Origin of the sequence: Sorangium sp. So ce1036, assembly GCF_051369805.1 — a bacterium.
Classification (GTDB): domain Bacteria; phylum Myxococcota_A; class Polyangia; order Polyangiales; family Polyangiaceae; genus Sorangium; species Sorangium cellulosum_F.
Genome location: NZ_JBBMOX010000001.1, coordinates 7,462,772 through 7,486,738 on the forward strand (window position 1 = coordinate 7,462,772; position 23,967 = coordinate 7,486,738).

Here is a 23,967-nt window from a genome sequence, read left to right on the forward strand (position 1 = left end):
TCCGTGAACGGCCTGCGAGTTTTTTCCGCGCGACTCCGGCGTGACTTGACGGCTCTCGACCGGGCCTCGATAATTTTGGCCCCCACGCGCTGGCCGGGGGGGACAGGAGGCGGACGTGGCTTGGACGATCACGTGGGCGAGAAAGTACGAGAAGCAGCTGTCGAAGGCGGGGCTCCTGGGCTCCGAGGAGCGAAAGCTCAACGAGTGGATCGAGCTCGTGCCGCAAAGAGGCCCGTTCGACGCCGCCAGGGAGCTGCACATCGACTGCACGAAGCTCAGCGGCGCGGGGGACGAGTGGCACCTCTATCTGGGGAGCTATAATCGCCTGTTCTTCACGGTGAGCGGTTTCAACGAGGTCGAGCTCTTGGGCGTCGGGCACACCTGAGGCGAGACGGGAGCGACTCTCTCTAGTTCCGCGCGTCAGAAATCCCTGGCGGGACGACTCCGCGGGGGGCGAACCGTCGCGCTCCGTCGGAGCCTCCGGGATCGTGGGAGCTCCTGCTTCCTGGCACGGAGGCCGGCGGGGTGCGGGGCCATGTTGGCTTCAAGCGGCGCCTCCGTTGCTTCTGCTGGACCGTGTGCGGTGCACCTTGCGCCGTGGGCAAAATTTCCGGCTGGGTACGCGCCCCATCGCCCCGAGGAGACAATCCTCCATGGGCTGCTTCGAGAGAACCTCGAATCGCTCCTCGCACGCCCGCGGACCCTACGAGCGACCGCTACCTCGGTACGTAGAGCAGGCATTTCGCGGTTACCTGCGCTGCGGAGTATTCGCGCACGGATCTCCACGGTTCCAGTGCGATGAACGCGGTCACGACCTCCTGGTCGCTTACTCCTGCAAGAGGCGCGGCCACTGCCCGAGCTGCGACGCGCGGCGGATGAGCGGGGGGCTCGACGTCTTTGAGACGTTTGGACTTCCTTCTCCCCGTCCGCGCTGAGCCTGACGCGGGCGAAGGTTCACCATTTCCTTCTATGGAACGTGGTGTCAAGATGGCTCCGGGCCCCCTGAGGCCTCGCGGGTCAGGCGCCTGGAGAGGCGACGAGAGGAGAGGAAATGAGCGGCGGGCCGTTTTCGAGTGACGCGATCGTGACCGCACCGGGCTGCGCCGCCGCGGCCATCGCTTGGCGCTATCGGGGCCGTATCCATGCGACGATCGTGGTCAAGGCGACCTTTCGCCTCGTGCCCGACGGCACCATGCGACGGATCGAGCCGGAGCGCATCGTCGAGCACGACGTCCCGCATCATGACGACCCGAGCAGCAGCACCCGAATCGCCCGCGATCTGGCGCCTCATCTGACCAAGGTCGATGTCGTCCTGACGGGACACGCCTACTCACCCACCGGAGCACCTGCGCAGTCGGTGCAGGTGGGCTTGGCCGTGGCCGACGGGGGGCGCACGCTCCTGCAGAAGTCGCTCCTGGTCCGCCACACCGCGTCATTCCAGCGAATGCCACTCGTGTACGAGCGGGCGTTCGGCGGGGCGGGGTATTTCGACAACCCCGTCGGTCTGGGGGCGCTCCCCGGTGACGGGGAGCCCAACCTCGTCGCGCCGGCCGACCCGCGCAGGCCCGCGTGTCTCGGCCCGATCGGCGGGACATGGCCCTCCCGGCGCAAGCTCCTCGGCGCGTGCCAGAGGACGAGCATCGAAGCTCCGTTCGCGGATATCCCCGATGATTTTGCGTGGGAATACTTCCAGGCAGCGCCGCCTGATCAGCGGCTCGACCGCCTGCGCGGCGGTGAGTGGATCGTGCTCCACGGGGTGCGCCCCGGCGTGCCGCGCCTCGCCACGAGGGTGCCGCGCGCGCGCGGCCTCGCGAGGGTCTCCGGATTGAGCGAGCACGGCATCGCGAATGGGACGCTCGTGCTCAGCGCGGACACGCTCCGTATCGACGCCGACGAGGAGCGGTGCACGCTCGTGTGGCGCGGGCAACTCGCGCTGCCCAGCCGCTCGGCGCTCGCGTCCATGCGGGCGGCCGCGTCCGTGGAGGTCGAGGGAGAGCCGCTGTCATGGCCCGAGAGCTCCACGCCGGCTGCGAGGGCGCAGCCGGCGCCGATTCCCACGGTCTCCGGCACGTCGGAGGCCGGGGGCACCGCCGGCGCTGCGCGGCACGGCGCTGTGCCTTCGAGAGCGCACCTGCTCCACACCGTGCCGCTGGAGGATGAGCCCGAGGGGGCGCCGCGCCTGAAGCCCGCCACGCTGCCGTTCCGTCCGGACCTGCCGCCAGCGATTCCACCGGCGCCAGCGCCTCGACCTCGGCGCCGGGGACGCGAAGACCTCCTCCTCACGCAACCGTTCCCGACCGCCACGGGGATGATGCAGCAGGGGCCGGAGCGCGACGCGCTGCCGTTCGTGGTGAATCGTCCGTCAGACAGCGCGCCGCACCCCGTTCGCGACGCATCTCCCGCCGAGCTCGAAGCACCAGCGCACCGCGCGCCTGCCGCCGGACGCGACGGCGCCGCTTCGCCGGCCGCGGAGCCTCCGCGGCCGGATAGCCCGCCGCAAGCGGCGCCGGACCCCGATGCGTCGCCGGCGGGTTCGGCGGTGCCCCCGAGCCCCGCGGAGCCGCGAGCCGCCGGGGCCGCGCCCAGGAGGGTTTACGCGGCCGAGCCGCGGGCGTTCTCGGAGGTCGAGTCGCCGCCGCCGGCGCCGCCGCCACCGCCGCGAGCGCCGGAGGCTCCCGGTCGTTCGGTGGACGTGAAGCACGTGCTCTACGGCCGCTTCACACGGTGACGGTTATCGCAGCGGAACATCGGGCGAGAATCGCCGTATCGCTTGACGTGGTCGTCATCCTGGGGTCTCCTGCTATCCATGTCGGTGAAGCACCCGCTCACCATCCGCCTGGAATCCGCGGCGTTCCGCTGCGATCTCGTGCGGGTCCGCGCGCTCCGCGGCCGTGAGGTCATCTCGCAGCTCTTCTCGTTCCAGCTCTCGATTCTGTGCCTCGATCCCGAGGGGCTGCCGAGGGACGAGGTCGTGGGCGCCGAAGTGACGATCGTCATGGAGCGGGACGGCGTCGTGCTCAGGCGTGTTCACGGCATGATCGCCGAGCTCGTGGACCGCCTGGAGGTCGAGGCGGAATACCGGAGCTACGATCTGCTCCTCGTCCCGCGCGCGTGGCGCCTCACGCTGGTCGAGACGCAGGAGATCTTGATGGATCTCACCATCCCACAGATGATCCAGCAGAAGATCGAGCTCGTGGGCATCGCGTCGGATTTCCAGCAGCGGCTCCTCGAGGCCTATCCGCCGCGCGAGTTCGTCGTGCAGTACAGGGAGAGCGACCTCGCGTTCATCTCGCGCCTCGCGGAGCACCTCGGGATCAGCTTCTTCTTCGAGCACGGCGAGGAGCGCGAGGTGCTGGTGCTCACCGATCACATGGAGGGGTTCGGCGCCGTGGGCGATGGCGGCGACGTGCCTTTCCGGCCCAGGGGCGAGCAACGCGACGTCTTCTCGCTGGAGGTGAAGACACGCCTCATCCCGGCCGGGTACGTCGTACAGGACTACAACTATCGAAATCCGCGCATCGACCTGACCGCGCATCATGAGCTTCCTGCGGCGTATGCAGGCGGTGTCGTGGAGTACGGCACGCACTTCAAGACGCCGGACGAAGGGAAATTCTTCGCCCGGGTCCGCGCCGAAGAGCGCCAGTCCACGCGCGATGTCTATGTCGGGGAGAGCGATGTCCCCGCCTTCGGCGCGGGCCTGCGGTTCACGCTGGAGGGACACCGCCACGTGCAGGAGAGCGGCCTCCTGCTCGTCGAGGTCGAGCACGAGGCGAACCAGGTCGTGGGGGGGCACGGCGGCGTCGAGGGCGCGCCTTCCTACAGGAACTCGTTTCGCGCGATCCCCGCGAGCCGCGCGTACAGGCCGCCCAGGATCACGCCGAGGCCGCGGATCCACGGGCTGCTCAGCGGGGTCGTGGAGTCGAACGCGGTGGGGCGGCGCGCGCGGATCGATCCGAAGGGCAGGTACACCGTCCAGTTCCATTTCGACACCGCGGCGGGCGGCGGCGCCAAGGCGTCGCGGCCGGTGCGCATGGCGCAGCCGCACGCGGGACCGGGCTACGGCATGCATTTCCCTGTCAAGCCGGGGACGGAGGTGCTGCTCGGGTTCATCGACGGCGATCCTGACAGGCCCATCATCGTCGGGGCCATCCCCAACGAGTCTGCGCCGTCCCCGGTCACGGCCTCGAACGCGCACGTCAATCAGATCAGGACCGTCTCGGGCATCATCGTCGAGCTCGACGATTACGTCTGATCACGACGCGGAGCCCAGCGCTCGGCGCCTACATCTCGGAAAGAGCGACGACCACCGATAATAGAGGACCAGGGTCAGACGATGTTGTGCCGCTTGCCAAGGAGCTGCAGGCCGCTCGCGCCCGCGATAACGGCTGCCTTTTCCTTGTAGTTCAGCGAGGTAAGGTTCGGCGCGATCGACACGCTGCCGGTGTTGAGCCGGCTCAGCTGGATGATGTTCTGGTTCATGATCAGGGAGTCGTTCGCGCCGAAGGAGAGCTTCACTTGCCTGTCGTCGAGCTCCAGGCTGGACGCGCGGCCGCGGGCGACGACGCTCACGGCGTCGAGCTCGATGCCTGCGGGACCAATGCTGATCATGTTCGGTTTGTGGTCGTTGCCGAGCTCGATGTTGCCCTCTTCATCCATCCTGATAACACCTCTGCCGACCCGGATCACGAGCGACTGCGCCCTCACCTCGATGCTGCTCGTGCGTGGCTCCGTCGCTGAACCCTCGCCGCCGCCGATCCTGATCGCCCTCCCCTTGAGCTCGATCGTGCCACCGTCCTGGTGCTTGTTGGTCGACGCCTCGATCGAGATCTCTTCCGCGGCGTGCACATTCACCGCCTTGCCGCCGAACACCTTCACGGCGCCCGTCGAGGCCGTGATGCCGACGTCGTCCCCCGCCCAGATCCCCGCGTCGACCAGGCCGAAGATCGCTGGATACATGGAGACCAGCGCGAGCCCCGCCACGCCGTGGACGACGGTATACGCGGGGCTGAAGATCGAGATGCCGCCCGCCCCGAAGAGCGTGACACCCGGGACCAGGCCGCCGGCGCCCAACCCGCCGAGGACGGGGGCGGCGAGGGCCGCGACCGCGCCGGCGATCTCCACGAACTGCTTCAAGCGCGGCGTGTCGGCGCGATCTTCCAGGTAGCTCCGCCCCGCGTCCCAGAAGAGCTTGGTAGCGACGGCCATGTCAAACGCGGTGAAGGTGATCGCAAGGGTGTCAATCGTCCCGGTGTCTGGCGTGCTGTCGAACGCTGCGCCGTCCTCGCGCTTGACCTTGACGCCGGCGCTGATGGTGACGCCGCCCTTTCCCGCCACGTACGCCGTGCCGTTCGAGCTGAGGATCGCCTTCCCGCTCGATCCTTGCTGGTGCAGCTGCGCGAAGCCATCTCCTTCTTCGCCGCCGTCGGCCTGGAGAAAGATGTCTCCGCCCGCTTGCGCGAAGATGCGCTTGTTGCGCGCGCTGAGATAGATGTTCGAGTCGGCGTCGAGGCCGCAGCCGTCGACGTTCGAGAAGGTGCCCGCCGGGCTGCTGGTGACGCCGGCCCCGAGGAACAGGCGCGCGTGGTCGAACGGCACCTCGACCTTGAAGCGCTGTGCGTCCGCGTCCACGAAATCGATGTCGCTGGGGACGACACCGGCGCCCGAGATCGATGCGAAGAGCTGCGAGCCCGAGAGGCGGAGCGTGGCCTGGGCGGGGCCGATCGCATCAGGCACGTAGGTGACCGCGATCACCGTCGGCACCGACGTGCTCGGCACCCTCGCGGGGGAGATCGTGAACGTGCCCCCGACCTCCGGGCTCAGCGCGAGCTCGACGTCGCTGCCGGTCGCGTTCGTGACGAAGAGCACCTCCACGCGGCTCTGCCCGACCGGCACGTCGCCGAAGGCGATCGCGCTGGGATCGATCGTCAGGCTCGGGATGGTCGTGCCGGAGAGCGCGCAGCGCTCGAGCTCGCCCGACAGGCCAGTCGCCGTCAAGGCCGCCCTGTGCGTGCCTTCGGCCGCGGATTGATACTGCAAAAACAGCTCGGCCTCTTGCCCGGCGTCGACCGTCGTCGCGTCGCCCAGGACGCTGAACTCGGCGGCGCCGGGATCGAGCGCGAGGCTCACCGCCTCGTCCGTGCCGTTCTGCACCACGACCACGCGCACGTCGGCCGCCCCTGCGGGCACGGGCCCGAAGCGCAGCGCGGCGGGGGAGAAGGTCAGTGAGCTCGCGCTACCGGTGGAGGCGGGGTTCGGCTGGGTCGACGTCATGGGCGCGCCCACTATGCCGGAAGACGGCCCCGGCCCATACCCCGAAGCGCAGCACTCTGCTATACGAGCCCGATGGGCAGCCCCGAGGACGCCGAGAGCGCGATCAAAGCGATGCAAGAGGCCATGAAGGCGAGCGGCGCCGTGAACCCTGCCGAGCCGGGCGCGATGCCGATCGACTGGTCCACGGAGGCGGCGCCCGCTGCGGCGAACGGCGTGCAGGTCCTGCACTCGCCGCGCCAGTTCGCCGTCGTGTTCACCGACCACGCGCCGTTCCCGGGCCGCAACGCGCTCGATGGGCGCGCCGGAGCGGAGCGCGCGCGCGTGGTCTCCTCGCTGCGGCTCGACCCCGAGACGTATTTCCAGGCGCTCTGCGTGATGGCGTCGAACTGGAACCGCTTCGTGGAGGCGCATATCCCGCCGCAGATGCGCCAGCCGCGGTTCAAGCTGATCGACGCCGGCGACGGGCAGCTCTACGGGATCAAGCGTCCCAAGGAAGACGACGGCGCGTGACGCGGAGGAGGGGACATTTCCCCCTGGGCGCCCTGCGTCTCTGGTAGCATGGCGCGTGCGCCGGGTCGGCGCCGAGGAGCCACGATGACCGCAGCCACCGTCGTCACGAGCCGCGCTCATCTGATGGAGCTCTGTGCTCAGGGCAGGGCGCGGGGGGTGCACGTCGAGGCGGTGGACCTCACCGGCGTCGATCTGCGCGAGATGGACCTCCAGCGAACGCGGTGGGTGAGCGTGTCGCTCGCGGGCGCCAAGCTCGCCGGGTCGCGGCTCACGGGCGCGCAGTTCTCGGGGGTCGAGCTCGCCGGGGCCGACTTCACCGGCGCCGATCTGGCCGATGCCCAGCTCCTCGGCGCGCGCCTCGCGCAGGCGCTCCTCGTGGAGGCCAACCTGGCGGGGGCCGATCTGACCGGCGCCGATCTGCGCGAGGCGCGCTTCCTCCGCACGGACCTCGCGGACGTCACGCTCGCGGGCGCGTCGCTCGCCGGGCTGGATCTGACGACGTGCCGTGTGGGGAGCTCCGCGCTCGGCGCGGCCGATCTGCGGGGGGCGCGCTTCTTTCTGGCGGACTTCAGCGGCGCGGACCTCACGACGTGCAAGCTGGACGAGCGCACCGAGCTCCGTCAGTGCCTGCTGGAACGCGTTGAGGGCACGGGTGTGAGCTTTCATGGCGCGAGCCTCGAGGATGCCAACCTGTCCGACGCCAGGCTCGAGGGCGCCGATCTGCGCGGGGTCAAGGCGGCCCAGAGCTGCTTCGCGCGGGCGGATCTGCGGCGCGCCAGGCTCATGGGCCTCCAGGGCAAGCGCGCGGACTTCACCGAGGCGAGGCTCGAGGGGGCCGATCTCTCGCTGGCGATCCTCGAGGACGCCGAGCTCGTCCGCGTCACGGCGCCGGGGGTGCAGCTTCGAGGCGCAAAGCTGGGTCAGGCCAGGCTCGGCAAGGCCGATCTGCGGGGCGCCTCGCTGGAGGGCGCCTCGCTGGCGTGGGCAGACCTGTCCCACGCGGACCTGAGCCACGCCACGCTGGCCCATGCCATCCTCGATTTCGCGAACACGCACCGCGCGAACATGAGCCAGGCACGGCTCTCGGGCGCGAGCAGAAATGGCCTTCGCGGGACCGATCCAGACCGAGCGGCCGCGGAAGATTTCTCTACCAGCGGGTGACGTCATGAAGACAGGACATGGGGCAGCGCAGCGAAGAGGAGTGTCCGTCCAGCCCGTGGTCGAGGCGCTCGTGCTGGGCGTGGAGGAGGGGCGTGTCCGCCTGCGCGGCGTTTCGCGCTCGGAGACCGAGTGGGCGGCCCGCATCGCGGTGCCGGGTTATCACCCTACAACGGGTGATCGTGTGCTCGTTCAAGAGGCGGACTCGGGCACCGTCTACGTGACGGGCGTCGTGCACGCCGCGCAGCCTTCCCAGCTCGTGGCGCCTTCCGGGGCCAGGGCGACCGTCGAGGGGCAGGTGCTCGCGCTCTTCGATCCCGGAGGCGCGCTGGTCGCGAGCCTGGATGGTGCCACGGGCGAGCTGAGGATCTCCGCGACGTCCGATCTCGAGCTCTCGGCGCCGGCCGGCCGCGTGATCCTCTCGGCGGGCGTGGACGGGAGCAAGATCGAGCTGACGCAGGACTCGATCGCGCTGGCGAGCGAGAAGGCGCGCGTCTCCGCGGGAGCGCTCGCGGTTGATGCCGTCAAGGCGGACTGGGCGGTGGGCCAGTGGGAGCTGCGCGCCGGCCGCGTCATCGAGCGCGCCATGGATGTGTTCCACGACGTGGAAGGGCTCCTCGAGACGCGCGCCGGGCGCCTTCGCACGCTGGTGTCGAGCACGCTCGAGCTGCTCGGGCGCCGGACGACGATCACGTCGGAGAAAGACACGCGCATCGACGGCGAGCGCGTGCTGCTCGGCTAGCGGCAGGAGAAGCAGGAGTGAGCGCGATGATGCCAGCGGGATCGAAGGGTGGGGGCACGTGCATGGGCATACCCGATGTGTGCAAGGTTCCGGCGCCGCCGGCCCCGCCCATTCCGATACCGTTCCCCAACATGGCGATGGTGAGCAACGCCACGGCGACCTCGACGAAGGTGATGATCGAGAACAAGCACGCTGTCGTCGAGATGTCCGAGATACCGGCCAGCACCGGCGATCAGGCGGGGACCGCGGGGGGTGTCGTCTCCGGGACGGTGGCGCAGAAGGTGGTGTTCAAGCGCGGCAGCTCGAAGGTCAAGATCGAGGGGAAGGGCGCCGTGTACCTCACGGCGCAGACGGCACATAACGGCGCCAACGCCAACATGCCGGCGGGGCTCCACGACTCTCCGAGCCAGGCCAAGGTCCTGGTCGCGCCCTGAGCCATGCTCGATCTGCCGGTTCGTCGCAGGGAGACGGTGCCCATCGTCACCGATGGCCCCATCGCCGCGGCCGTCCGCCCGTGGCAGCTCCTGCCGCCGCAGGAGGCGCTCGTCGTGGTGGTCAAGAGCTCGATGACGATCGTCCCGGAGGGGCTGGCCGAGCCGCTCCCTCCGGGCGATCAGGAGCCCCCGACCGGGGACGTGTATTTCGACGAGGATCCGCAAGGCACCCTCAGGTACGCGTCCGACCATGCGCCCTTCAAGCCGAGCGCCGATGTCTTGATGGTGGGGCACGCGTACGCACAGCCGCAGCGATCCGGCTCCACGAACGTGCAGCTCGCCTTCGGCCAGGTCTTGCGGCGTTCGCTGGCAGCGATCGGCGATCGGAAGTGGCAGATGAGCGGGCCGTCGGCGCCGAGCCCGTTCGATCGCATCCCGCTCCGCTACGAGCGGGCCTTTGGCGGACCGGGGCACCTCGAGAACCCCGTCGGCAGGGGCCTCGTCCAGGGGGTCGCCGGACCCTGGCTGCCGAACCTGGAGCGAGGGGACAAGCTGCTTCGCAGCGAGCAGGATCGCCCGGCTCCCGTGTGCTTCGCGCCGGTCCCCGCCACATGGGCGCTCCGGGCTTCGCGGCTGGGCACGTACGACGGCACCTGGCTCAAGGAGCGATGGCCGTATTTCCCGCGAGACTTCGACTGGAGATACTTCAACGCGGCGCCGCCCGAGCAGCAGATCGCCTATCCGCGCGGCGACGAGGACTTCTATCTGGCGGGCGTGCACCCCAGGCTCTCGGTCATCAACGGCAAGCTCCCTGGCCTCGCGCCTCGGGCCTTCGCGCAGCAGACCCGCGAGGCAGGCGGCAAGCTCAGGGAGATCCCGCTGAACCTGGACACGGTGTGGTTCGACGCGGACGCGCTGAAGGTCTGTCTGGTGTGGCGTGGCATCCTCCATGTCACGCGTGAGGACGCGCCCGAGATAGCGCTGCTCCATGCGTGCATGGATGATGTTCATGCCAGGGCAGCCATCGAGACGATACAGCAGCGATTCTTTGCCCTGATCGAGAGCGAGGTGGCTCCTCGGGTCTCGAAGGCGCCTGGCCCCGAGGCGCCGCCGCCTGTCGGCAGCGCCGAGGACGGGTTCCTGGCGGGTCCGGTCGAGCTTCCGCCCGCGATGCCGAGGGAGGAGGCAGCGGCGCTCGTGGCATCCGGGGCCGTCCTGTCGGGCGTGAGCTTCTTTCATTGCGACCTCACCGACATGGACTTTCGCGGCAAGGACCTCACGGGCGCGCGCTTCACCGGTGCCAGGCTCGAGGGGGCGCGCTTCGACAGCGCGGATCTCGCGGGGGCCGCTCTCGACCGCGTCGCGGCGGCGCGCGCGAGCTTCAAGGGCGCGAACCTCACGGGGGCGAACCTCTCGGGAGCGGACCTGACGAACGCGATCTTCTCTGGCGCGAGGCTTGCCGATGCGACGCTCGCCGATGCCAGCGCGTCCGGGGCAGCGTTCGACGGTGCGGAGCTCGCGCGCGCCAACCTGGCCGACGCGACGCTGCTTGGCGTCGTCTTCGACGGGGCCAGCGCCGCCGGCGCGACGTTCTCGGGCGCGGCGCTGCGCCTCGCCTCGTTTCGGCGCGCGATCCTCGACGACGCGCAGATGTACGATTGCTCGGCCGAGGAGTCGAGCTTCGACGACGCGTCCATGGTGCGGTTCAGGGCGGATGATGCGAAGCTGTCGAAGGGCTCGTTTCTGCGCGTCAGGGCGCCCGGATGCTCGTTTCAGGCCGCCGACCTTCGGTCGGCAAACTTCATGGAGGCGGATCTGAGCGCCGGGATCTTCTCGCACAGCGTGCTCGATCATGCCTTGCTCCAGCGGGTGATGGCCAAGGGCGCTCGTTTCCGGCATGCCAGGCTTTTCCGGGCCCATGCGGTCAAGGCGAACCTCATGGAGGCCGATTTCGAGAGCGCCGATCTGAGTTATGCCGATCTTCGTGGCGCGAACCTCTACTCGGCTGAGACGTTGAAGGCCACGCTGGATCAAACGCGCCTGGATCAGGCGCTCTTGGCAGGCTCGAAGCTCGCCAGGAGCTAGGCGGGGGGGCGGGGTGCCTTCGGAGCCGGCATTGGTGCCGGAGACCGGAGGCAGCATGACGTGGCGCCTCGCCGGGCAACCCCGGTCGGGTTGCCCGGCGAGGATCAACGCCCGCGACCGCTCATCAGGGCCGGGGAGGAGAGGCGTCGGACGTCCCGCTGAGCGTCGTCTTGGCGAGGTGGCTCGCCTCGAGCTTGGCCTCCGCATCGGCGACCGCGGCCGTGCTGGACCCCGAGACCGTCAGCGTCTCCGTGTCGAGCGCGTAGATCGTGAACTCGTACGTGTGGTTCTCGGCGTTCCCGCCACTGAAATTGGGGCACGGGCCGAGGTAGGGGCCGCTCTGCGCGGCGCCGATCGCCGCCGCGTCCTTGAACTCCTCGGGCAGCGACGTGACCTCGGCCGGGATGTTGTACACGACCCAGTGATAGCCGAGGTTGCTGGGCGGCGTCCGGTTCGTCAGGGTGCGGTCGATGAAGGTGATGGCGTAGCTCTTCGTGCCCGCGGGTCCCGGGGTCCAGCGGAGCTCCGGCAGGAGGCTCTTGTCGAAGCCGGCGGCCGCGCAGGTGTACTTGTCGGCGAACTCGGCGCCTTCCTGGTGGCTGGGGCTCGTGAGCGTGAACTCGCCGGAGGGCGCGCCGCCCTCGCCCGTGGAGCCGCCCTCACCCGTGGAGCCGCCCGCGCCGTCGCTGCCGCCTTCGCCCGTCGAGCCACCCGCTCCGCCGCTCCCTGTCGTCGCCGACGTGGTGGTCGTGGTGTCGGATCCACCGGCCGAGGTCGTGCTGCTGGTGGTCGTGCTGCCCTCGGCTCCGCTGCTCGTCGCGGTGTCTCCGCCGCCCCCCGACGAGCCGGACTCGGTGCTCGACGGCTCATCGGTCTCAGCGTCGCTGGAACAGTTCAGTACGGCGACTGGCATGGCTATGAGTACAAGACATCGAACGCCACGAATGAATCTATCCGAGATGGTACGCATGAGCGGATAATGCCACATCCGCGCTCATGCCGCGATGGCGGTCGCTTCGCCGCACGACAAAGGCCCGCAGTTTCGCGGTACATTTGAAGCGCAGCCGCCGCGAAGCGGCGCAGGAGCTCGGCCGTCGGCCTCTGGTGGGCGGAGCGCGCCGCGGGGTGCTCGCGGCGGTTCGCGGGCCAGCCTCCCAGCGCCTGTGGCTGGGGCCCAGGTCGACAATCTCAGGGTAGTCGCCCGTCTCGCCGAGCTCATCGCTGCAATGGGCCGTGCCCCCGCCACAGCCTGGGTGGCCGAGGCTGTCGCCCCAGCACTTGATCTGGTTCGTGTCGAGGAGCGCGCAGGTCAGATCTCCCATGACGGAGGTCATACTTGTCACGTGACCTGTCACGGCCGCGGCGCGCCGACGTCACGTGACCTGTCGCGGGCGCGGTGGTCCCGCTGGGGCCGCGAGTGGTGGGGCACGTTCCTGTGGACGGCGGCCTGGCACGCTCCACCACCGCGCCGTGGATGCCCCGAGCCGTGCCCATCCCGCGCGGCGCAGCAAGCTCAACAGGACAGGACCGCCGCGAAGGAGTCCGGTGTCACGCGATGAGCTCTTTGTACATGACGAAGGCGTCCACGAAGCCAAGACGCGCGTGCCGGAACGCCCGGGGGAGCGTGCCGACCACCGTGAAGCCGAGCTTCTTCCAGAGCCTCACGGCGCGCTCGTTCGTCGACACCACCAGGTTGAACTGCATCGCACGGAACCCCCGCCCCACCGCCTCGCGCTGCGAGTGCTCGCACATCGCGTAGGCCACGCCCTTGCCCTGCGCTTCAGGGGCGACGACATAGCCGCAATTGCACACATGCGAGCCGAGGCCGGGCTGGTTCGGCTTGAGGAAATACGTGCCGAGCACCGCGCCGCCCGGAGCGCACGCAACGAACGTCGCGGCGGGGACCTCCACCCACGCCTCGTGCGCTTCGGCCTCGGAGATCTGCGGAGGGAACGCGTACGTCTCCCCCGCGCGGAACGCGGGCTCGAGAATCGACCAGACGGACGGCCAGTCGCGCTGTTCAAAGGACCGGAGGGTCAGCATGGGTGGGAGCCGCGAGGAGCGCCCAGGAAACCTGCCTGCGCGAGGCGGGGATTGCAAGCCCGGCCGAAAGGCAGAGCGGCCTGCGCAAGCCACGGGCGACGCATCGCGCCTCGCGCGCTCCGAGGCGATCTCCGAGCGCGCGCCCTCGCGAGCACCGAAGTCGATGACCTCGGCCGCCCGATCCGGTCCGGCCTCTCTCGTTGGAGAGGCCCGGCCGGGGGGGTGCGCGCTTCGCCCTACGCCGCGAACGCCGCCGCGTGCTCTGCCGCCCACTGCGCGAAGCTGCGGGCCCGTCGCCCGGTCACCTGCTCGACCGTCGGGACGACGGTGTAGCCGATCTCCGGCGTGTTCCTGCACATCTCCACGAAGAACTCGATGGCCTCGGGCGGATATCCCATCGCCTCCCACCGCGCGCGCGCCTGCTGCTCCGTCAGCTCGACGAGCTTGACCTCGCGCCCGGCGGCGGCGGCGAGGATGTCGATCTTCTGGCGCAGGCTGAGCGCCTCCGGCCCGGTGAGGGTGTACGTCTTGCCGGCGTGGCCGCCCTGCGTCAGCGCCGCGACCGCGACCGCGGCGATGTCGGCCTCGTGGACCACCGCGCTCAGCCGCTCGACGAACGGCTCACGCACCAGCCCCTCGGCGCGGATCGACTCCGCCCATTCGAGGTGATTCGCCATGAACTCCACCGGCTGAAGAAACGTCCAGTCGACTCCGGCTCCCTTGACCACGTCGTCGAACGCGGTGGGCGTGCCGCCGAGCAGCAGCGTGATCCGCCGCACCCCCGCCTGCCTGGCGAGCGCGACGATCTGCTCCCCGGTCTCGAGCGGCGCGTGATCGTCGCCGCCGAAGTTGATCAGGTGCAGCGCCTCGACGCCCTCGAAGGCGGCCGCGAGCGTCTCCGGCGCGATCAGATCGCCGGCCACGGCCTCGACGCCTGCGGGGAAGCTCGCCCGGGCCGGGTCGCGGCTCAGCGCGCGGACGTGGTGACCGCCCTCGACGAGCTGCTTGACGATCTCGCTGCCGACGGTGCCGGTCGCGCCTGTGACGAGGATCTTCATGGTTCTCTCCTGTGCGTGTGTGGACGCCGCCGATGCTCCGGCGGGGTGCGCCCACGAGCTTGCGCCGCCCCTCCTGACAGCCCGTGTCAGCAGCGAGGACCACGCGATCGCGTCACGCCCTCGCCGACCTCACGCCGGCGTGCTGCGCTGGCGCATAAGGGCCTCGAACCACGCCACCGTCAGCGTCCGGCGCGGCTTGCCGTAGGGCCGCGCGGTGAGCTCGAGGCGCTCGATGCGATCGGCGCGGAAGTGCCGGAACGACGCGCGCAAGCAGCACCACGCCGCGATGATCTGCTTGCCCTCGCAGTACGCGATCTGCACCGGCCAGACCTCGCGATCGGTGCTGTGCCCCGACTCGCCCCGATAACGCATCGCGAGCGCGCGCTCCCCTCGCATCGCCCGCCGGACGAGGCCGAGGATGGGCCTCGGCGGGGCGCCGGTCCCACGGAGCACGGCCGGCCAGAGCCCCGTGTCGTCGATGCGACCGCGGAGGTCGTCGGGGGAGGCGGTCGCGATCTTGGCGATCGCGTTCTCCGCGGCGGACGCGAGGGCCTCGTCGCCTTGCGCGCCGACCCAGCGCGCGCCGAGGACGAGCGCCTCGAGCTCCTCCGCGGTGAACATCAGCGGCGGCAGGAAGAAGCCGGGCCGCAGCACATAGCCGACGCCCGCCTCCCCGTCGATCGGCGCGCCGAGCCCGATCAGCTTCTGTACGTCGCGGTAGATCGTGCGCACCGAGGTGCCCTGCTCCTCCGCGAGCTCCGCCGCGGTGACCGGACGCCGGCGGCGGCGGAGCGCGTCCATGATCGCGAAGAGGCGCTCGGTCCTGTCCATCGGCGGCGACGATCGCAGGACGGGAGGCCGGCGTCGAGCAAGGAGCGGGCCGACGTGGGCGCGCGATCTCGTCGCCAAGGGCCGCTCCGGGCTCTTCAACGTGGGCTCTCTCCACGCTATCTCGGCGATGGTGAGCTCGCGGCGGATCGGAGGTCGCTGCCGCCCATCCCGGACATCTCCTGGCATGGCGGCCGAGCCGGGGTGTAGAGTCCGCCCCATGCTCGTGCGCTGCGGCTGGGTCACCGCCGATCCTCTGTACATCGCGTACCACGACGAGGAGTGGGGCGTGCCGGCGCACGACGACCGGCACCTCTTCGAGATGCTGATCCTCGAGGGCGCCCAGGCCGGCCTGAGCTGGATCACCGTGCTGCGCAAGCGCGAGGCCTACCGCAGGGCCTTCGCCGGCTTCGATCCCGCCGTCGTGGCGCGCTTCCGGCCCGCGCGCGTGGCGCGGCTGCTCGAGGATCCCGGCATCGTTCGCAACCGCCTCAAGGTCGCGTCGGCGGTGACCAACGCGCGGTGCTTCCTCGAGGTGCAGCGCGAGCACGGCAGCTTCGATGGCTACCTGTGGAGCTTCGTCGGCGGCCGCCCCCTGGTGAACGCCTTCCGGTCGATGGCCGAGGTGCCCGCGAGGACCGCGCTCTCCGACGCCCTCAGCAAGGACCTCGCCCGCCGCGGCTTCAAGTTCGTGGGCTCGACCATCTGCTACGCGCTCATGCAGGCGGTCGGCATGGTCAACGACCACCTGGTGAGCTGCTTCCGCTACCCCGCCCTCGCCGGCGCCGCCCCACCCCCGGCGGCCCCGTCCCCGTCTCCGCCCCCGGTGACCCCGAAGGGAGGCGCCCGGGAGCCGCGCGGCAGAGCTCGACGCCCGAGGGCGTAGCGTCACGGTGGCCGAGCCCGCGCGGCGTGGGCGCGTCGGGGCCCCCCGGCCAGCTACTTCTTCTCCGACGCTGCGTGGTTCATGTTCATGTACACGCCGCCTCGCTCGAGCTCATCCAGCATCTGGCGGAGTCGACTCTCCCTCGTCTCCTGGCGCTTGGCGCCCATGATCCAGCCGATGTAATCGTTTTGCTGATATGCAGGGCGCCCTCTGTAAGCCTCCATCAAGCCCCGCTCGTCCAGCGCGTTCTTGATGCATGGCGAGGGCGTTCTGGTCGATCGAATCGCCACCCGCTCATTTTGGCACACATGGGCAGCGCATTCGAAGAAGATCCTTGCGAGCCGTCCATCCTGGCATTCAATTTGCTAATTTCCGGAGGTACAAAGCCGGGATGGCACATGATGGCAGCATTCCGCCGCCCTGTCCCTTGCCCGCTGCAGCGAGGTCACCTTGATCATCGTGAATCGAGCTCGCGCCAGATGGCTGGCGCTTTCTGCGATCGCCGCGTCGGTCGCGCTGGCCGCCTGCAACAGCAGCACGACCGGTGGCACACCCCCTGGCACGACAGCACCCGATCCTTCCACGGACACCGGCACGGACACCGACACGGACACCGACTTGACCGGGTTCATCTCGGCCAATCCCTTGGTCCCCCCCGAGGCGCCTCACGACGTCACCGGCGCCGGCGGCAACACTTCCGCCGGCGGCGCCGGCGGCGGCGACAGCTCCGCCGGTGACGACAACGGCGAGGGCGGCAGCGCGCCCGCCGACGACCCATGGCCCAACTGGGTCAGCATCATCGAGGCGGCGGATCTCGTCCAGGTGGACGACGGCAAGCTCTACGCGCTCTCGCGTTACGCTGGGCTGAGCGTCATCGACATCTCCCGGCCCGATCACCTGAGCCTCCTCGGTCAGCGCCGGTCGAGCGGCAGGCCGTTCGAGATGATCGTGCGCGACGGCGTCGTCTATGCCCTGTTCTCCTCGGCGGAGGAGCTCCCCCCCGGTGACGGGACCGACGAGCCCGGTACCGCGTACACGAGCCGTATCGAGGCGCTGGACGTCGCCGACCCGACGGACATCCGGCCTCTCGGCTCGCTCGCCCTGACGGGCACCCTCGCCGACATGCACCTCGTCGACGACGTGCTTTATGCCGTCACGTGGAACAGCGGCGCGTGCCGGGGGTGCACGGACGGCCCCACGACCACGGTCACCTCCCTCTCGATCGCCGACCCGACCGCGATCCACGTCGTCGACGAGCTCCGCTTCGACGTCGGTGTCTCCACGAAGTACCTGGGGCAGCTCAGCACCGTCAGCGCCGCCCAGGATCGCCTGTACATCGCCAGCGCGCCACGGGAAAGCACCCTGACCCACCAGGGAGCGCGCTCCAGCATCCAGGTCGTCGACATCTCCGATCCTGGCGGCGATCTCGTCCAGGGCGCGATGGTGGAGGCCCGCGGGCCGATCGAGACCCGCTGGCAAATGGACGAGCACGCCGGCGTCCTCCGCGTCATCAGCAGCCAGCCTGGCTCCTGGGGCGCGACGGTTCCCATCGTGCAGACCTTCGCCGTCGTGTCCTCCGCGGAGCTCGTCCCCCTCGCGAGCCTCGAGCTCCCCTCGCCCCAGCGCCAGAACCTGCTCGGCGTCCGCTTCGACGGCGATCGGGCCTATGTGATCGCGCACCGGGCGGGGCAGATCTTGCTGACCCTCGATCTCAGCGACCCCGCGACCCCTGCCCAGCTCGGCGAGCTCGCGATGCCGACCGGGGGCTTTCACCTGGAGCCGCGCGGCGACCGCCTCCTGACCGTCGGGCTCACCGACAGCGACGCCGGCGGCTCCCTCGGCGTCTCGCTCCTCGACGTCTCCGACCTCGCGGCCCCCACGCTGCTGGATCACGTCGACTTCGGCGACCATGCGTCGAGGATCGGTGATGACTGGAGGAGGATCCACAGGGCCTTCACCGTCCTCGACGCGCTGGGCACCCTCATCGTGCCCTACGTCAGCTCCGAGGTCGTGATCGAGGACGACGCGGAGTGCGACCTGCACACGGGCGGCGTCCAGCTCATCGACTTCACGCGCGACACGCTCACGAAGCGCGGCGCCGCTCGCTACCGCGCGCCCGTGCAGCGCGCCCTCGTGCACGAAGGCCGGCTGCTCGCCTTCGCCCGCGAGCAGCTCGCGGCCTTCGACATCGCGGACCGCGACGCGCCGGCCGAGCTCGCGGACGTCACGCTCGCGAAGAACGTCATGCGCACGAAGGTGGTCGGTGACGTGGTGGCGCGGCTCGTCGCCGAGGGGTCTACAGAACACCCGCAGATCGAGGTGGTGCCGCTCTCCGACGCCGGCCGCATCGAGCCGCTCGGCAAGCTCGACCTCACGCCCGTGGTCCTCCCGTTCGCGCCGGCGTCTTGCGGCAGCGCCAGGTCCATACCCGTCCAGCTGTTCGCGCACGGGCAGCACCTCTACGTGCTCTGGGGGCGAGCGGGGGCCCAGTACGGGAAGCACGCGTACCTGGCGGTCATCGACGTGACCGATCCGGCCGCTCCGCGCATCGCGAGCCAGCTCGATCTTCCGTTCGGCGAGAGCCCCCTCTACGCCGGAGGCGCCGGGGCGCTGCTCGGCTCGGGCGAGAACGTGGTCCAGGCGGGCAGCACCCTCGTGCTCCTCCATGGCGGCGCCGAGGCAGGCGTCGAGGGCTCGCCCGGGGGCGAGACGCCGTGGCTCACGCTCGTGGACATCGCGGATCCTGCGCGGCCGGCGATCTCCGCGACGGTCTCGCTGCCGGCGGGGGCCGGTCGGTCGAGGCTCCTCCTCGACGGCACCACCGTGCTCACGTCGCACTGGACGCCCCTGCCGGGCGACCCGTCGAAGGCGCGCTTCTATCTCGACCGGGTCGACGTCGCGGACCCGTCCTCGCCGGTCGTGAGCGTTCCGATCAACGTTCCTGGGTCGCTGGTCCTGTTCGATCGCACCTCGAGCCGGCTGCTCACGACCGATTACGCGTGGATCGGGCGCCCGGCGTCGACGCAAATGGAGTGCTCGCGGCGCCTCGGGAATACCGCGAAGTTCGAGCCGGCTCCCCGGGGCGGCTCCTCGGGTGGGGGCACCTGCCTGGGGCTCAAGCGGACGCTCAAGCTCCTGGACATCGGCGGCTCGAGCGCGAGCCTCCGGGACACCAGCCCGGTCGACGAGTCCGTCTTCGCGTATGGTACGCTCATCGGCGACGACCGCGCCTTCATTCAAACTTTGAGATATCACCAGGTGAGCTCGGGCGAGGCGGATCGTTACGAGAGCGAGGAATCGCTCCTGGTGGTCGGGGGATTGCGGGACGGCGTGCTCCGGCGCGCCGAGCGCAACATGGATGAGCTCGGAAACGGCGGGGTGAGGGCGGTGGACGGCGCGCGCCTGGTCGTCTTCGACGATGCCCCTGCTGCCCTCTCGGTGCTCGACACGACGGACCTGGAGAACATGACGCTCGGGACGCCGGTCCCCGTCTCCGGGTACGTAAGCGCGGTCACGCTTTACGGGGACCTCGCGATCTGCTCCCTCGCGATGTCCGGCGTGGAGGTGGTCGACCTCGAGCCATGAGCCGCTGGTGCCCTGTCGGCGGCTGACCAGGTAGGCCAACCCGACCCAGGTTGCAGAGGGCCGACCCGACCCAGGTTGGGCCCCCTGGACCCAACCCAGGTTGGGCCACCCGACCCAGGTTGGGCGGCCCACCCAGGTTGCGGCGACCCGGCCCGGCCCACCCAGGTTGGCGACCCGGCCCACCCAGGTTGCGGCGACCCGGCCCACCCAGGTTGCGGCGACCCACCCAGGTTGGGGCGACCCGGCGACCCACCCAGGTTGGGGCGACCCGGCCCGCCGTGCACGCGCTTCGCCGACCTGCCAGCAGCGCTTCCTTGCCGCCGATCAGCCCAGCAGCCCCCGCTCGGCCAGCCACAGCGTCGCACCGGCGCGGCTGTAGACGCCGAGCTTGTCGTATGCATGGGCAACGTGATGCTGCACGGTCTTCTCCGAGATGCGAAGGACGATTGCGATCTCTCGGTTGGTCTTGCCGGCCCCGACGAGCCGCAGCACCTCCAGCTCGCGAGCCGTGAGCGCCTTTCGTGGCCGAAGCAGCCGACAGCGTCCGGCACCGGAGCGTTCACTGCTCGGAGGAGCGCTCGGAACAGGATCGGTGGCGAGCAGATAGCCGTACGTCGTTCCGCGCACCTCCGTGAGGCGATGCGTCCACACCGGGTTGGCGCAGTAGAGCTCCAGCATTTCCTTTGTATACCCGATCACAAACTCCTCGAAGTACGGGTGCCAGGCAGGGAGGCCCCGAACTCGAAACTCGACACCGGATTCGCTCAGAATCGCCTCGGAACGGCTGTCCGTCTCGGCGAAGTACCGATGCCAAAGGTTCGGAATGGTCGCGACCAGCGAAGTGATCTCCGGGTCGGGGACGAAGTGCTTCAGCGGACCGTCGACGAGCGCCCAGCGCGCCGACTCGACCCCGAGATCGAAGTGCGCCTCCTTGCTGTCCGGATAGAATCGCCGAACGAGCTCGTCGTGAAACGCGAGGAACTCGGGCAGCGGAACCAGGCTGCTGGCCGTCACCGGCCGTCGGAACGACGGGTTGGTCAGCGCCACGTCACGAAAAAAGCCGCGCCACGCTTCCGACCCGAACCTCCGGCTCACCAAGGTCTTCCGCGTCAGGATCGTGGTTCCGCTGACCTTCATGAACGGCCCGGTCGGCTCCTGCCACTGAGCGACGAGGCCGCGCAGAGAGCAGGTTCACAAGTTATCGCTGGCCATTATGAACGATCAGGACGTCGGCGGTCAACGCGCGCGAGCTCGCTCATCCTGCAGTAGCCATGATCACAAGGAAACGGCTACGCCTGAAGCGAATTCTTTCGATGACGCCACACGACGAGCGCTTCGCTCGCGGACCGCGCCGCGTCATCGCACCACGCGGCGCGTTGTATCCCCGAGCGCAGGGAGTCGCGCGGACGTCGAGCCGGGCTGTTACCGAGCCGGCTGGCTGATTTGCACGAGCACCGCTCTTCCTCGAGGACGGTGGGCGCGGGCTACGGCATGGTGTGCCGTTTCAGCACGGGCCAGCCGACCGCGGCGTTACCGGCCTCGTGACCGCCCCCCTGCTTCGTGCAAAGAGCCACCTCGACGCCGTCCTGGCAGTTCGAATAGGTCGAGCAGCCCTGGCCATCTTCGGCCGACGGCGAACCGGTGCATTGATTGATTTCGGCCCACTTCTCGAAGGTCGTCTTCGCGCCGAGGAACGTGATGGGCATCCCCGACACCACCGAGGAATATCCACCGGCGTAGGGCACGATGGGATCCGAGGTACCTCGGAAGGAGACCACGGTGATGGGCCGAGAGGGCTTGCAGTCGTCAATGTTCTCTTTCAGGAGATCGAAGGCGGCGGGCGCCACCGCCGCGAACACGTCGGCCGCGTGGCAAGCGAGGTAGTGGGACATTCCGCCTCCCATGGAGAAGCCGACGGCGTAGATGCGCTTGGGGTCGATGCAGGCGGTCTGCTGGATCTTGGCCACCATCGCCTTGGCGAACGCCACGTCGTCGGTGTTGGCCACGCAGCAGGGCCCCACGTTCCAGGCGCCGCCCGAGGGCCCGCGCATCCCGCTCGGAAAGGCCATGATCACCCCTTCCGGATCGGTCTGCGCCGGATAGGGCGAGCCCGATCGTTCCGACGGACCGGAGCCGCCGAGAGGATGAAAGTCCACCACGAGGGGCACCGGCTTGCTGCCGTCGTACGCCGCAGGGACGTGCAACACATAGCTGCGGCTCTGAGAGCCCACCTGCACGGTCTCGTTCGTGTCGCCAGCGCGCAAGGCGGGGGTCGGACAGGTCACGCTTCCGCCGCCGCCGCCCGTGTCGCTGCCTCCGGTGCCCGCGCCCCCGGTTGCGCTCCCCCCCATGCCGCCCCCGCCGGCGCTGTCGCCGCCGGCTGCCCCCGTCGTGTCCCCTGACGCGGTGCTGCCGCCGCTGCCCGAGGTCTCCCCCGTGCTCGCGGTGCCCCCCGAGGCTGCGCTGCCGCCGGTGCCGGTCGTGCCCCCCGAGGCTGCGCTGCCGCCGGTGCCGGTCGTGCCCCCCGAGCTCGTGCCGCCCCCCGAGCTGGTAACGTCGCCGGAACCGCCGCTGTCGCCGCCGGTGGTCTCATCGCCGCCGCTGCCGCAGCTCCAGAGGCCGACTCCGAGCGCTCCCAGCAGCAAAATCTTCTTCGGTAGACTCGTTCGTTTGCTCACCATGGGCCAGCACCTTCTCTCGGTGGTTTCGTCCTCGCCTCTCTGTTCCAAGATCGCCGTCCGCCCTCGCATCATCGGGTGCAGGAGGCTGCAGCGGGTGAGTACACGAGTCCGCTCCCTCGAGGCATAGGCATACTGGCCTATTCCTCGATGCGCGGGGTCGCGCTCACACGGGTGGATCGGGCGAGCCGGGCGAAGCTCGGATCCAGGAATCGCAGGCGACTGACGGAGGAGATCGGCGCCCCGGCGCCTGTGCCTGGCACCACCTGGGCCTTGTCCGGGTGCGCGTCGGAGGGTGGTGGTGGAGCAGCCGCTTCGGACGCAGGCCGCCCCGAGCGAGCGCCGCGGCGCTACGCGCCGTCGCGCGGCGGGTCGGACGAGGGCTCGCAGACCACGTAGATATGCTTGCCGCTCGGGTCGATGGCGAGCGACGTGAAGCGCTTGCAGGCGCAGCACACCCGCACGTCCACCGCCTCCGCTCGCCGCGGACAGCTCACGCACCGCGGCTCATCTCCCTCGCCCTCGATCTCGAGCCAGACCACCTTCTCCGGCGCGTCTAGCTCCAGCGCCTCTATCTCCAGTGCATCGAGATGCCAGGTCATCGTTCCCTCCTCCCGCGGCCTTTGGCCGATGTGTCACGCGGTGCAAGCGCCGAGCCGGGCGATGGCGAGCGCGCCTCGGGGCCGCCGCGAGCCGCCCGAGCTGCATCACGGCGATTCTCCCTGCCGTTTCGTCCTCCTTCCCCGGGATCTCCGCTCCGTCGAGACGATATCGACCCTACGGCGGGCCGCCGCGCTGCCCTCCTGGCACGCACGCGCTGCGCCGGCGGGCGCACGGCGTGCACCGGCGACCGCGTTGCCTTCCCCGCGCGTCGACCGCGCCTCTGGGCGATCCGCTGGTGGCGTGCCGCTTGCTGCGGCGATGCCGAGGGATTGAAGATGGCAGACTGGCTCGTCCTGGCCCTGGCGGCATCCGGCGGCATCCTGGCGCTCGCCGCCGGGTCCCGGAAGCTCCTTGCGCAGCGGCATCATCGCACCTCGGAGGTCACCCTGATCTGCCCGCGAAGCGCAACCCCGGCCCGGTGCCACCTGGTGGTCGATCAGCGCTCGGAGGAGGTCGTCCGGATCGCGCGGTGCTCGTTGTCCCAGTCCCGGGAGGGTCGTCCCACGTGCGAGCAGCACTGCGTGAAGCTGATGAACCTGGGCGTGAGCCTCCTGCGCGAGGAGCCGGGCCAGCGCGAGAGGTTCCTCGACCCCGGAGAATCCGACGGCGGCAACGCCCCCCCGCCGAGCTCCGCTCGCGCCTAGTCACGCCGTCGTCCAGTCGTCCCGGGCCGCGCGGGAGCGCTCGCCGGGCCGCCCGGCCCCCGGAGCGGGTGCTCGTGGAGCGGCGCAGGGGTCCCGCGAGCTCGCCTGGAACCCGCCTGAAATATTGGCCACCTCACTGACCTGGAGCGCGGAGCGCAAGGCGTGCGCCCTCGCGCAGCTCATGCGCCGGGGGGCGGTCGGTGGTGGTCACGTTTGGGGCGCTCCCCTCCGGGGCTTGTGTTCCGGCGAGCCCCTGTTGTGGCCCGCCTGCACTCCAGCCCCGGAGGGGAGCACCCCAAACGTGACCACCACCGCGCGGTCGACGGCTGCTCCGGCGGGCGAGCGGCGATGGCACATGGAGTGCTCTCGCCTCGCGGAGAGAA

General features: G+C 70.0%; 22 protein-coding genes. 12 read left to right on the forward strand and 10 right to left on the reverse strand.

Annotated features, from left to right (window positions below):
* The first annotated feature begins 115 nt into the window (after positions 1 to 115).
* From WMF31_RS27945 to WMF31_RS27960, 4 genes are all read left to right on the forward strand, one after another.
* Positions 116 to 385 carry a type II toxin-antitoxin system RelE family toxin gene (locus WMF31_RS27945; RefSeq protein ID WP_436604870.1) on the forward strand — a complete coding sequence of 90 codons (270 nt, stop codon included), beginning with the start codon at positions 116 to 118 and terminating at the stop codon, positions 383 to 385.
* A gap of 268 nt (positions 386 to 653) precedes the next feature.
* A complete protein-coding gene (locus WMF31_RS27950; RefSeq protein WP_436604871.1) occupies positions 654 to 935 on the forward strand; it encodes a transposase zinc-binding domain-containing protein in 282 nt (93 codons plus the stop codon).
* A gap of 116 nt (positions 936 to 1,051) precedes the next feature.
* Positions 1,052 to 2,728, forward strand: a complete 1,677-nt coding sequence (locus WMF31_RS27955) for a DUF2169 domain-containing protein (RefSeq protein WP_436604872.1) — start codon at positions 1,052 to 1,054, stop codon at positions 2,726 to 2,728.
* A 78-nt stretch (positions 2,729 to 2,806) separates the two neighbouring features.
* Positions 2,807 to 4,252, forward strand: coding sequence for a type VI secretion system Vgr family protein (locus WMF31_RS27960; protein ID WP_436604873.1), 1,446 nt, complete (start codon positions 2,807 to 2,809; stop codon positions 4,250 to 4,252).
* A gap of 74 nt (positions 4,253 to 4,326) precedes the next feature.
* On the opposite strand, the gene WMF31_RS27965 is transcribed toward WMF31_RS27960, so the two are convergent.
* Positions 4,327 to 6,270 carry a hypothetical protein gene (locus WMF31_RS27965; RefSeq protein WP_436604874.1) on the reverse strand — a complete coding sequence of 648 codons (1,944 nt, stop codon included), beginning with the start codon at positions 6,268 to 6,270 and terminating at the stop codon, positions 4,327 to 4,329.
* Between the two features lie 72 nt (positions 6,271 to 6,342).
* On the opposite strand from WMF31_RS27965, the gene WMF31_RS27970 reads away from it, so the two are divergent.
* The 5 genes from WMF31_RS27970 (at position 6,343) to WMF31_RS27990 (ending at position 11,199) form a co-directional block, all read left to right on the forward strand.
* On the forward strand, positions 6,343 to 6,780 hold the full coding sequence (locus WMF31_RS27970; RefSeq protein ID WP_436604875.1) for a hypothetical protein: 438 nt from the start codon (positions 6,343 to 6,345) through the stop codon (positions 6,778 to 6,780).
* A gap of 84 nt (positions 6,781 to 6,864) precedes the next feature.
* Complete coding sequence (locus WMF31_RS27975; RefSeq protein WP_436604876.1) at positions 6,865 to 7,941, forward strand: pentapeptide repeat-containing protein; 1,077 nt, start codon at positions 6,865 to 6,867, stop codon at positions 7,939 to 7,941.
* 4 nt (positions 7,942 to 7,945) lie between these two features.
* Positions 7,946 to 8,680, forward strand: a complete 735-nt coding sequence (locus WMF31_RS27980; protein ID WP_436604877.1) for a DUF3540 domain-containing protein — start codon at positions 7,946 to 7,948, stop codon at positions 8,678 to 8,680.
* Between the two features lie 62 nt (positions 8,681 to 8,742).
* Complete coding sequence (locus tag WMF31_RS27985; protein WP_436604878.1) at positions 8,743 to 9,114, forward strand: PAAR-like domain-containing protein; 372 nt, start codon at positions 8,743 to 8,745, stop codon at positions 9,112 to 9,114.
* A gap of 3 nt (positions 9,115 to 9,117) precedes the next feature.
* Positions 9,118 to 11,199: a DUF2169 family type VI secretion system accessory protein gene (locus WMF31_RS27990; RefSeq protein ID WP_436604879.1), complete on the forward strand. Its 2,082-nt coding sequence runs from the start codon at positions 9,118 to 9,120 to the stop codon at positions 11,197 to 11,199.
* Positions 11,200 to 11,323: 124 nt separating this feature from the next.
* Here the strand turns inward: WMF31_RS27990 and WMF31_RS27995 are convergent, their stop codons facing one another.
* From WMF31_RS27995 to WMF31_RS28010, 4 genes are all read right to left on the reverse strand, one after another.
* Entirely contained in the window at positions 11,324 to 12,112 is a 789-nt protein-coding gene (locus WMF31_RS27995; protein WP_436604880.1) for a YbhB/YbcL family Raf kinase inhibitor-like protein, read from the reverse strand.
* 635 nt (positions 12,113 to 12,747) lie between these two features.
* Complete coding sequence (locus tag WMF31_RS28000; RefSeq protein ID WP_436604881.1) at positions 12,748 to 13,242, reverse strand: N-acetyltransferase family protein; 495 nt, start codon at positions 13,240 to 13,242, stop codon at positions 12,748 to 12,750.
* Between the two features lie 236 nt (positions 13,243 to 13,478).
* Positions 13,479 to 14,300, reverse strand: a complete 822-nt coding sequence (locus WMF31_RS28005; protein ID WP_436604882.1) for an NAD(P)H-binding protein — start codon at positions 14,298 to 14,300, stop codon at positions 13,479 to 13,481.
* 129 nt (positions 14,301 to 14,429) lie between these two features.
* The gene (locus tag WMF31_RS28010) at positions 14,430 to 15,131 is read right to left on the reverse strand and encodes a helix-turn-helix transcriptional regulator (protein WP_436604883.1); all 702 of its coding nucleotides are present in this window, start codon (positions 15,129 to 15,131) and stop codon (positions 14,430 to 14,432) included.
* A 217-nt stretch (positions 15,132 to 15,348) separates the two neighbouring features.
* Between WMF31_RS28010 and WMF31_RS28015 the strand changes: the two genes are divergently transcribed.
* Complete coding sequence (locus WMF31_RS28015) at positions 15,349 to 16,014, forward strand: DNA-3-methyladenine glycosylase I (RefSeq protein WP_436604884.1); 666 nt, start codon at positions 15,349 to 15,351, stop codon at positions 16,012 to 16,014.
* Between the two features lie 53 nt (positions 16,015 to 16,067).
* Here WMF31_RS28015 and WMF31_RS28020 read toward each other — a convergent pair whose 3' ends face one another.
* Positions 16,068 to 16,304 (reverse strand): YdeI/OmpD-associated family protein, encoded by a 237-nt coding sequence (locus tag WMF31_RS28020; protein ID WP_436604885.1) that lies wholly within the window; start codon positions 16,302 to 16,304, stop codon positions 16,068 to 16,070.
* 75 nt (positions 16,305 to 16,379) lie between these two features.
* A complete protein-coding gene (locus tag WMF31_RS28025; protein WP_436604886.1) occupies positions 16,380 to 16,646 on the reverse strand; it encodes a hypothetical protein in 267 nt (88 codons plus the stop codon).
* Here WMF31_RS28025 and WMF31_RS28030 point away from each other — a divergent pair.
* Positions 16,633 to 19,599: a beta-propeller domain-containing protein gene (locus tag WMF31_RS28030; RefSeq protein ID WP_436604887.1), complete on the forward strand. Its 2,967-nt coding sequence runs from the start codon at positions 16,633 to 16,635 to the stop codon at positions 19,597 to 19,599. The two genes, WMF31_RS28025 and WMF31_RS28030, sit on opposite strands and share 14 nt — an antisense overlap.
* A 324-nt stretch (positions 19,600 to 19,923) precedes the next feature.
* Here the strand turns inward: WMF31_RS28030 and WMF31_RS28035 are convergent, their stop codons facing one another.
* The 3 genes from WMF31_RS28035 to WMF31_RS28045 all read right to left on the reverse strand — a co-directional run bounded on the left by WMF31_RS28035 (position 19,924) and on the right by WMF31_RS28045 (position 22,879).
* Complete coding sequence (locus WMF31_RS28035) at positions 19,924 to 20,736, reverse strand: response regulator transcription factor (RefSeq protein ID WP_436604888.1); 813 nt, start codon at positions 20,734 to 20,736, stop codon at positions 19,924 to 19,926.
* A 347-nt stretch (positions 20,737 to 21,083) separates the two neighbouring features.
* The gene (locus WMF31_RS28040) at positions 21,084 to 22,280 is read right to left on the reverse strand and encodes an alpha/beta hydrolase family esterase (protein WP_436604889.1); all 1,197 of its coding nucleotides are present in this window, start codon (positions 22,278 to 22,280) and stop codon (positions 21,084 to 21,086) included.
* Between the two features lie 347 nt (positions 22,281 to 22,627).
* Complete coding sequence (locus WMF31_RS28045; protein ID WP_436604890.1) at positions 22,628 to 22,879, reverse strand: hypothetical protein; 252 nt, start codon at positions 22,877 to 22,879, stop codon at positions 22,628 to 22,630.
* Positions 22,880 to 23,215: 336 nt separating this feature from the next.
* On the opposite strand from WMF31_RS28045, the gene WMF31_RS28050 reads away from it, so the two are divergent.
* Entirely contained in the window at positions 23,216 to 23,584 is a 369-nt protein-coding gene (locus WMF31_RS28050; RefSeq protein WP_436604891.1) for a hypothetical protein, read from the forward strand.
* Positions 23,585 to 23,967: the final 383 nt, after the last annotated feature.

Excerpts from the sequence above, each read along its gene's own strand:
- WMF31_RS27975 (WP_436604876.1), top strand. The coding sequence starts at position 6,865 with ATGACCGCAGCCACCGTCGTCACGAGCCGCGCTCATCTGATGGAGCTC.
- WMF31_RS27960 (WP_436604873.1), top strand. The coding sequence starts at position 2,807 with ATGTCGGTGAAGCACCCGCTCACCATCCGCCTGGAATCCGCGGCGTTC.
- WMF31_RS27985 (WP_436604878.1), top strand. The coding sequence starts at position 8,743 with ATGGGCATACCCGATGTGTGCAAGGTTCCGGCGCCGCCGGCCCCGCCC.
- WMF31_RS27950 (WP_436604871.1), top strand. The coding sequence starts at position 654 with ATGGGCTGCTTCGAGAGAACCTCGAATCGCTCCTCGCACGCCCGCGGA.
- WMF31_RS27965 (WP_436604874.1), bottom strand. The coding sequence starts at position 6,270 with ATGACGTCGACCCAGCCGAACCCCGCCTCCACCGGTAGCGCGAGCTCA.
- WMF31_RS28045 (WP_436604890.1), bottom strand. The coding sequence starts at position 22,879 with ATGACCTGGCATCTCGATGCACTGGAGATAGAGGCGCTGGAGCTAGAC.
- WMF31_RS28050 (WP_436604891.1), top strand. The coding sequence starts at position 23,216 with ATGGCAGACTGGCTCGTCCTGGCCCTGGCGGCATCCGGCGGCATCCTG.
- WMF31_RS28000 (WP_436604881.1), bottom strand. The coding sequence starts at position 13,242 with ATGCTGACCCTCCGGTCCTTTGAACAGCGCGACTGGCCGTCCGTCTGG.
- WMF31_RS28025 (WP_436604886.1), bottom strand. The coding sequence starts at position 16,646 with ATGAACCCGGTCAAGTCGGTGTCCGTGTCGGTGTCCGTGCCGGTGTCC.
- WMF31_RS28040 (WP_436604889.1), bottom strand. The coding sequence starts at position 22,280 with ATGGTGAGCAAACGAACGAGTCTACCGAAGAAGATTTTGCTGCTGGGA.
- WMF31_RS27970 (WP_436604875.1), top strand. The coding sequence starts at position 6,343 with ATGGGCAGCCCCGAGGACGCCGAGAGCGCGATCAAAGCGATGCAAGAG.
- WMF31_RS28010 (WP_436604883.1), bottom strand. The coding sequence starts at position 15,131 with ATGGACAGGACCGAGCGCCTCTTCGCGATCATGGACGCGCTCCGCCGC.
- WMF31_RS28035 (WP_436604888.1), bottom strand. The coding sequence starts at position 20,736 with ATGAAGGTCAGCGGAACCACGATCCTGACGCGGAAGACCTTGGTGAGC.
- WMF31_RS28015 (WP_436604884.1), top strand. The coding sequence starts at position 15,349 with ATGCTCGTGCGCTGCGGCTGGGTCACCGCCGATCCTCTGTACATCGCG.
- WMF31_RS27990 (WP_436604879.1), top strand. The coding sequence starts at position 9,118 with ATGCTCGATCTGCCGGTTCGTCGCAGGGAGACGGTGCCCATCGTCACC.
- WMF31_RS28005 (WP_436604882.1), bottom strand. The coding sequence starts at position 14,300 with ATGAAGATCCTCGTCACAGGCGCGACCGGCACCGTCGGCAGCGAGATC.
- WMF31_RS27955 (WP_436604872.1), top strand. The coding sequence starts at position 1,052 with ATGAGCGGCGGGCCGTTTTCGAGTGACGCGATCGTGACCGCACCGGGC.
- WMF31_RS27995 (WP_436604880.1), bottom strand. The coding sequence starts at position 12,112 with ATGCCAGTCGCCGTACTGAACTGTTCCAGCGACGCTGAGACCGATGAG.
- WMF31_RS27980 (WP_436604877.1), top strand. The coding sequence starts at position 7,946 with ATGAAGACAGGACATGGGGCAGCGCAGCGAAGAGGAGTGTCCGTCCAG.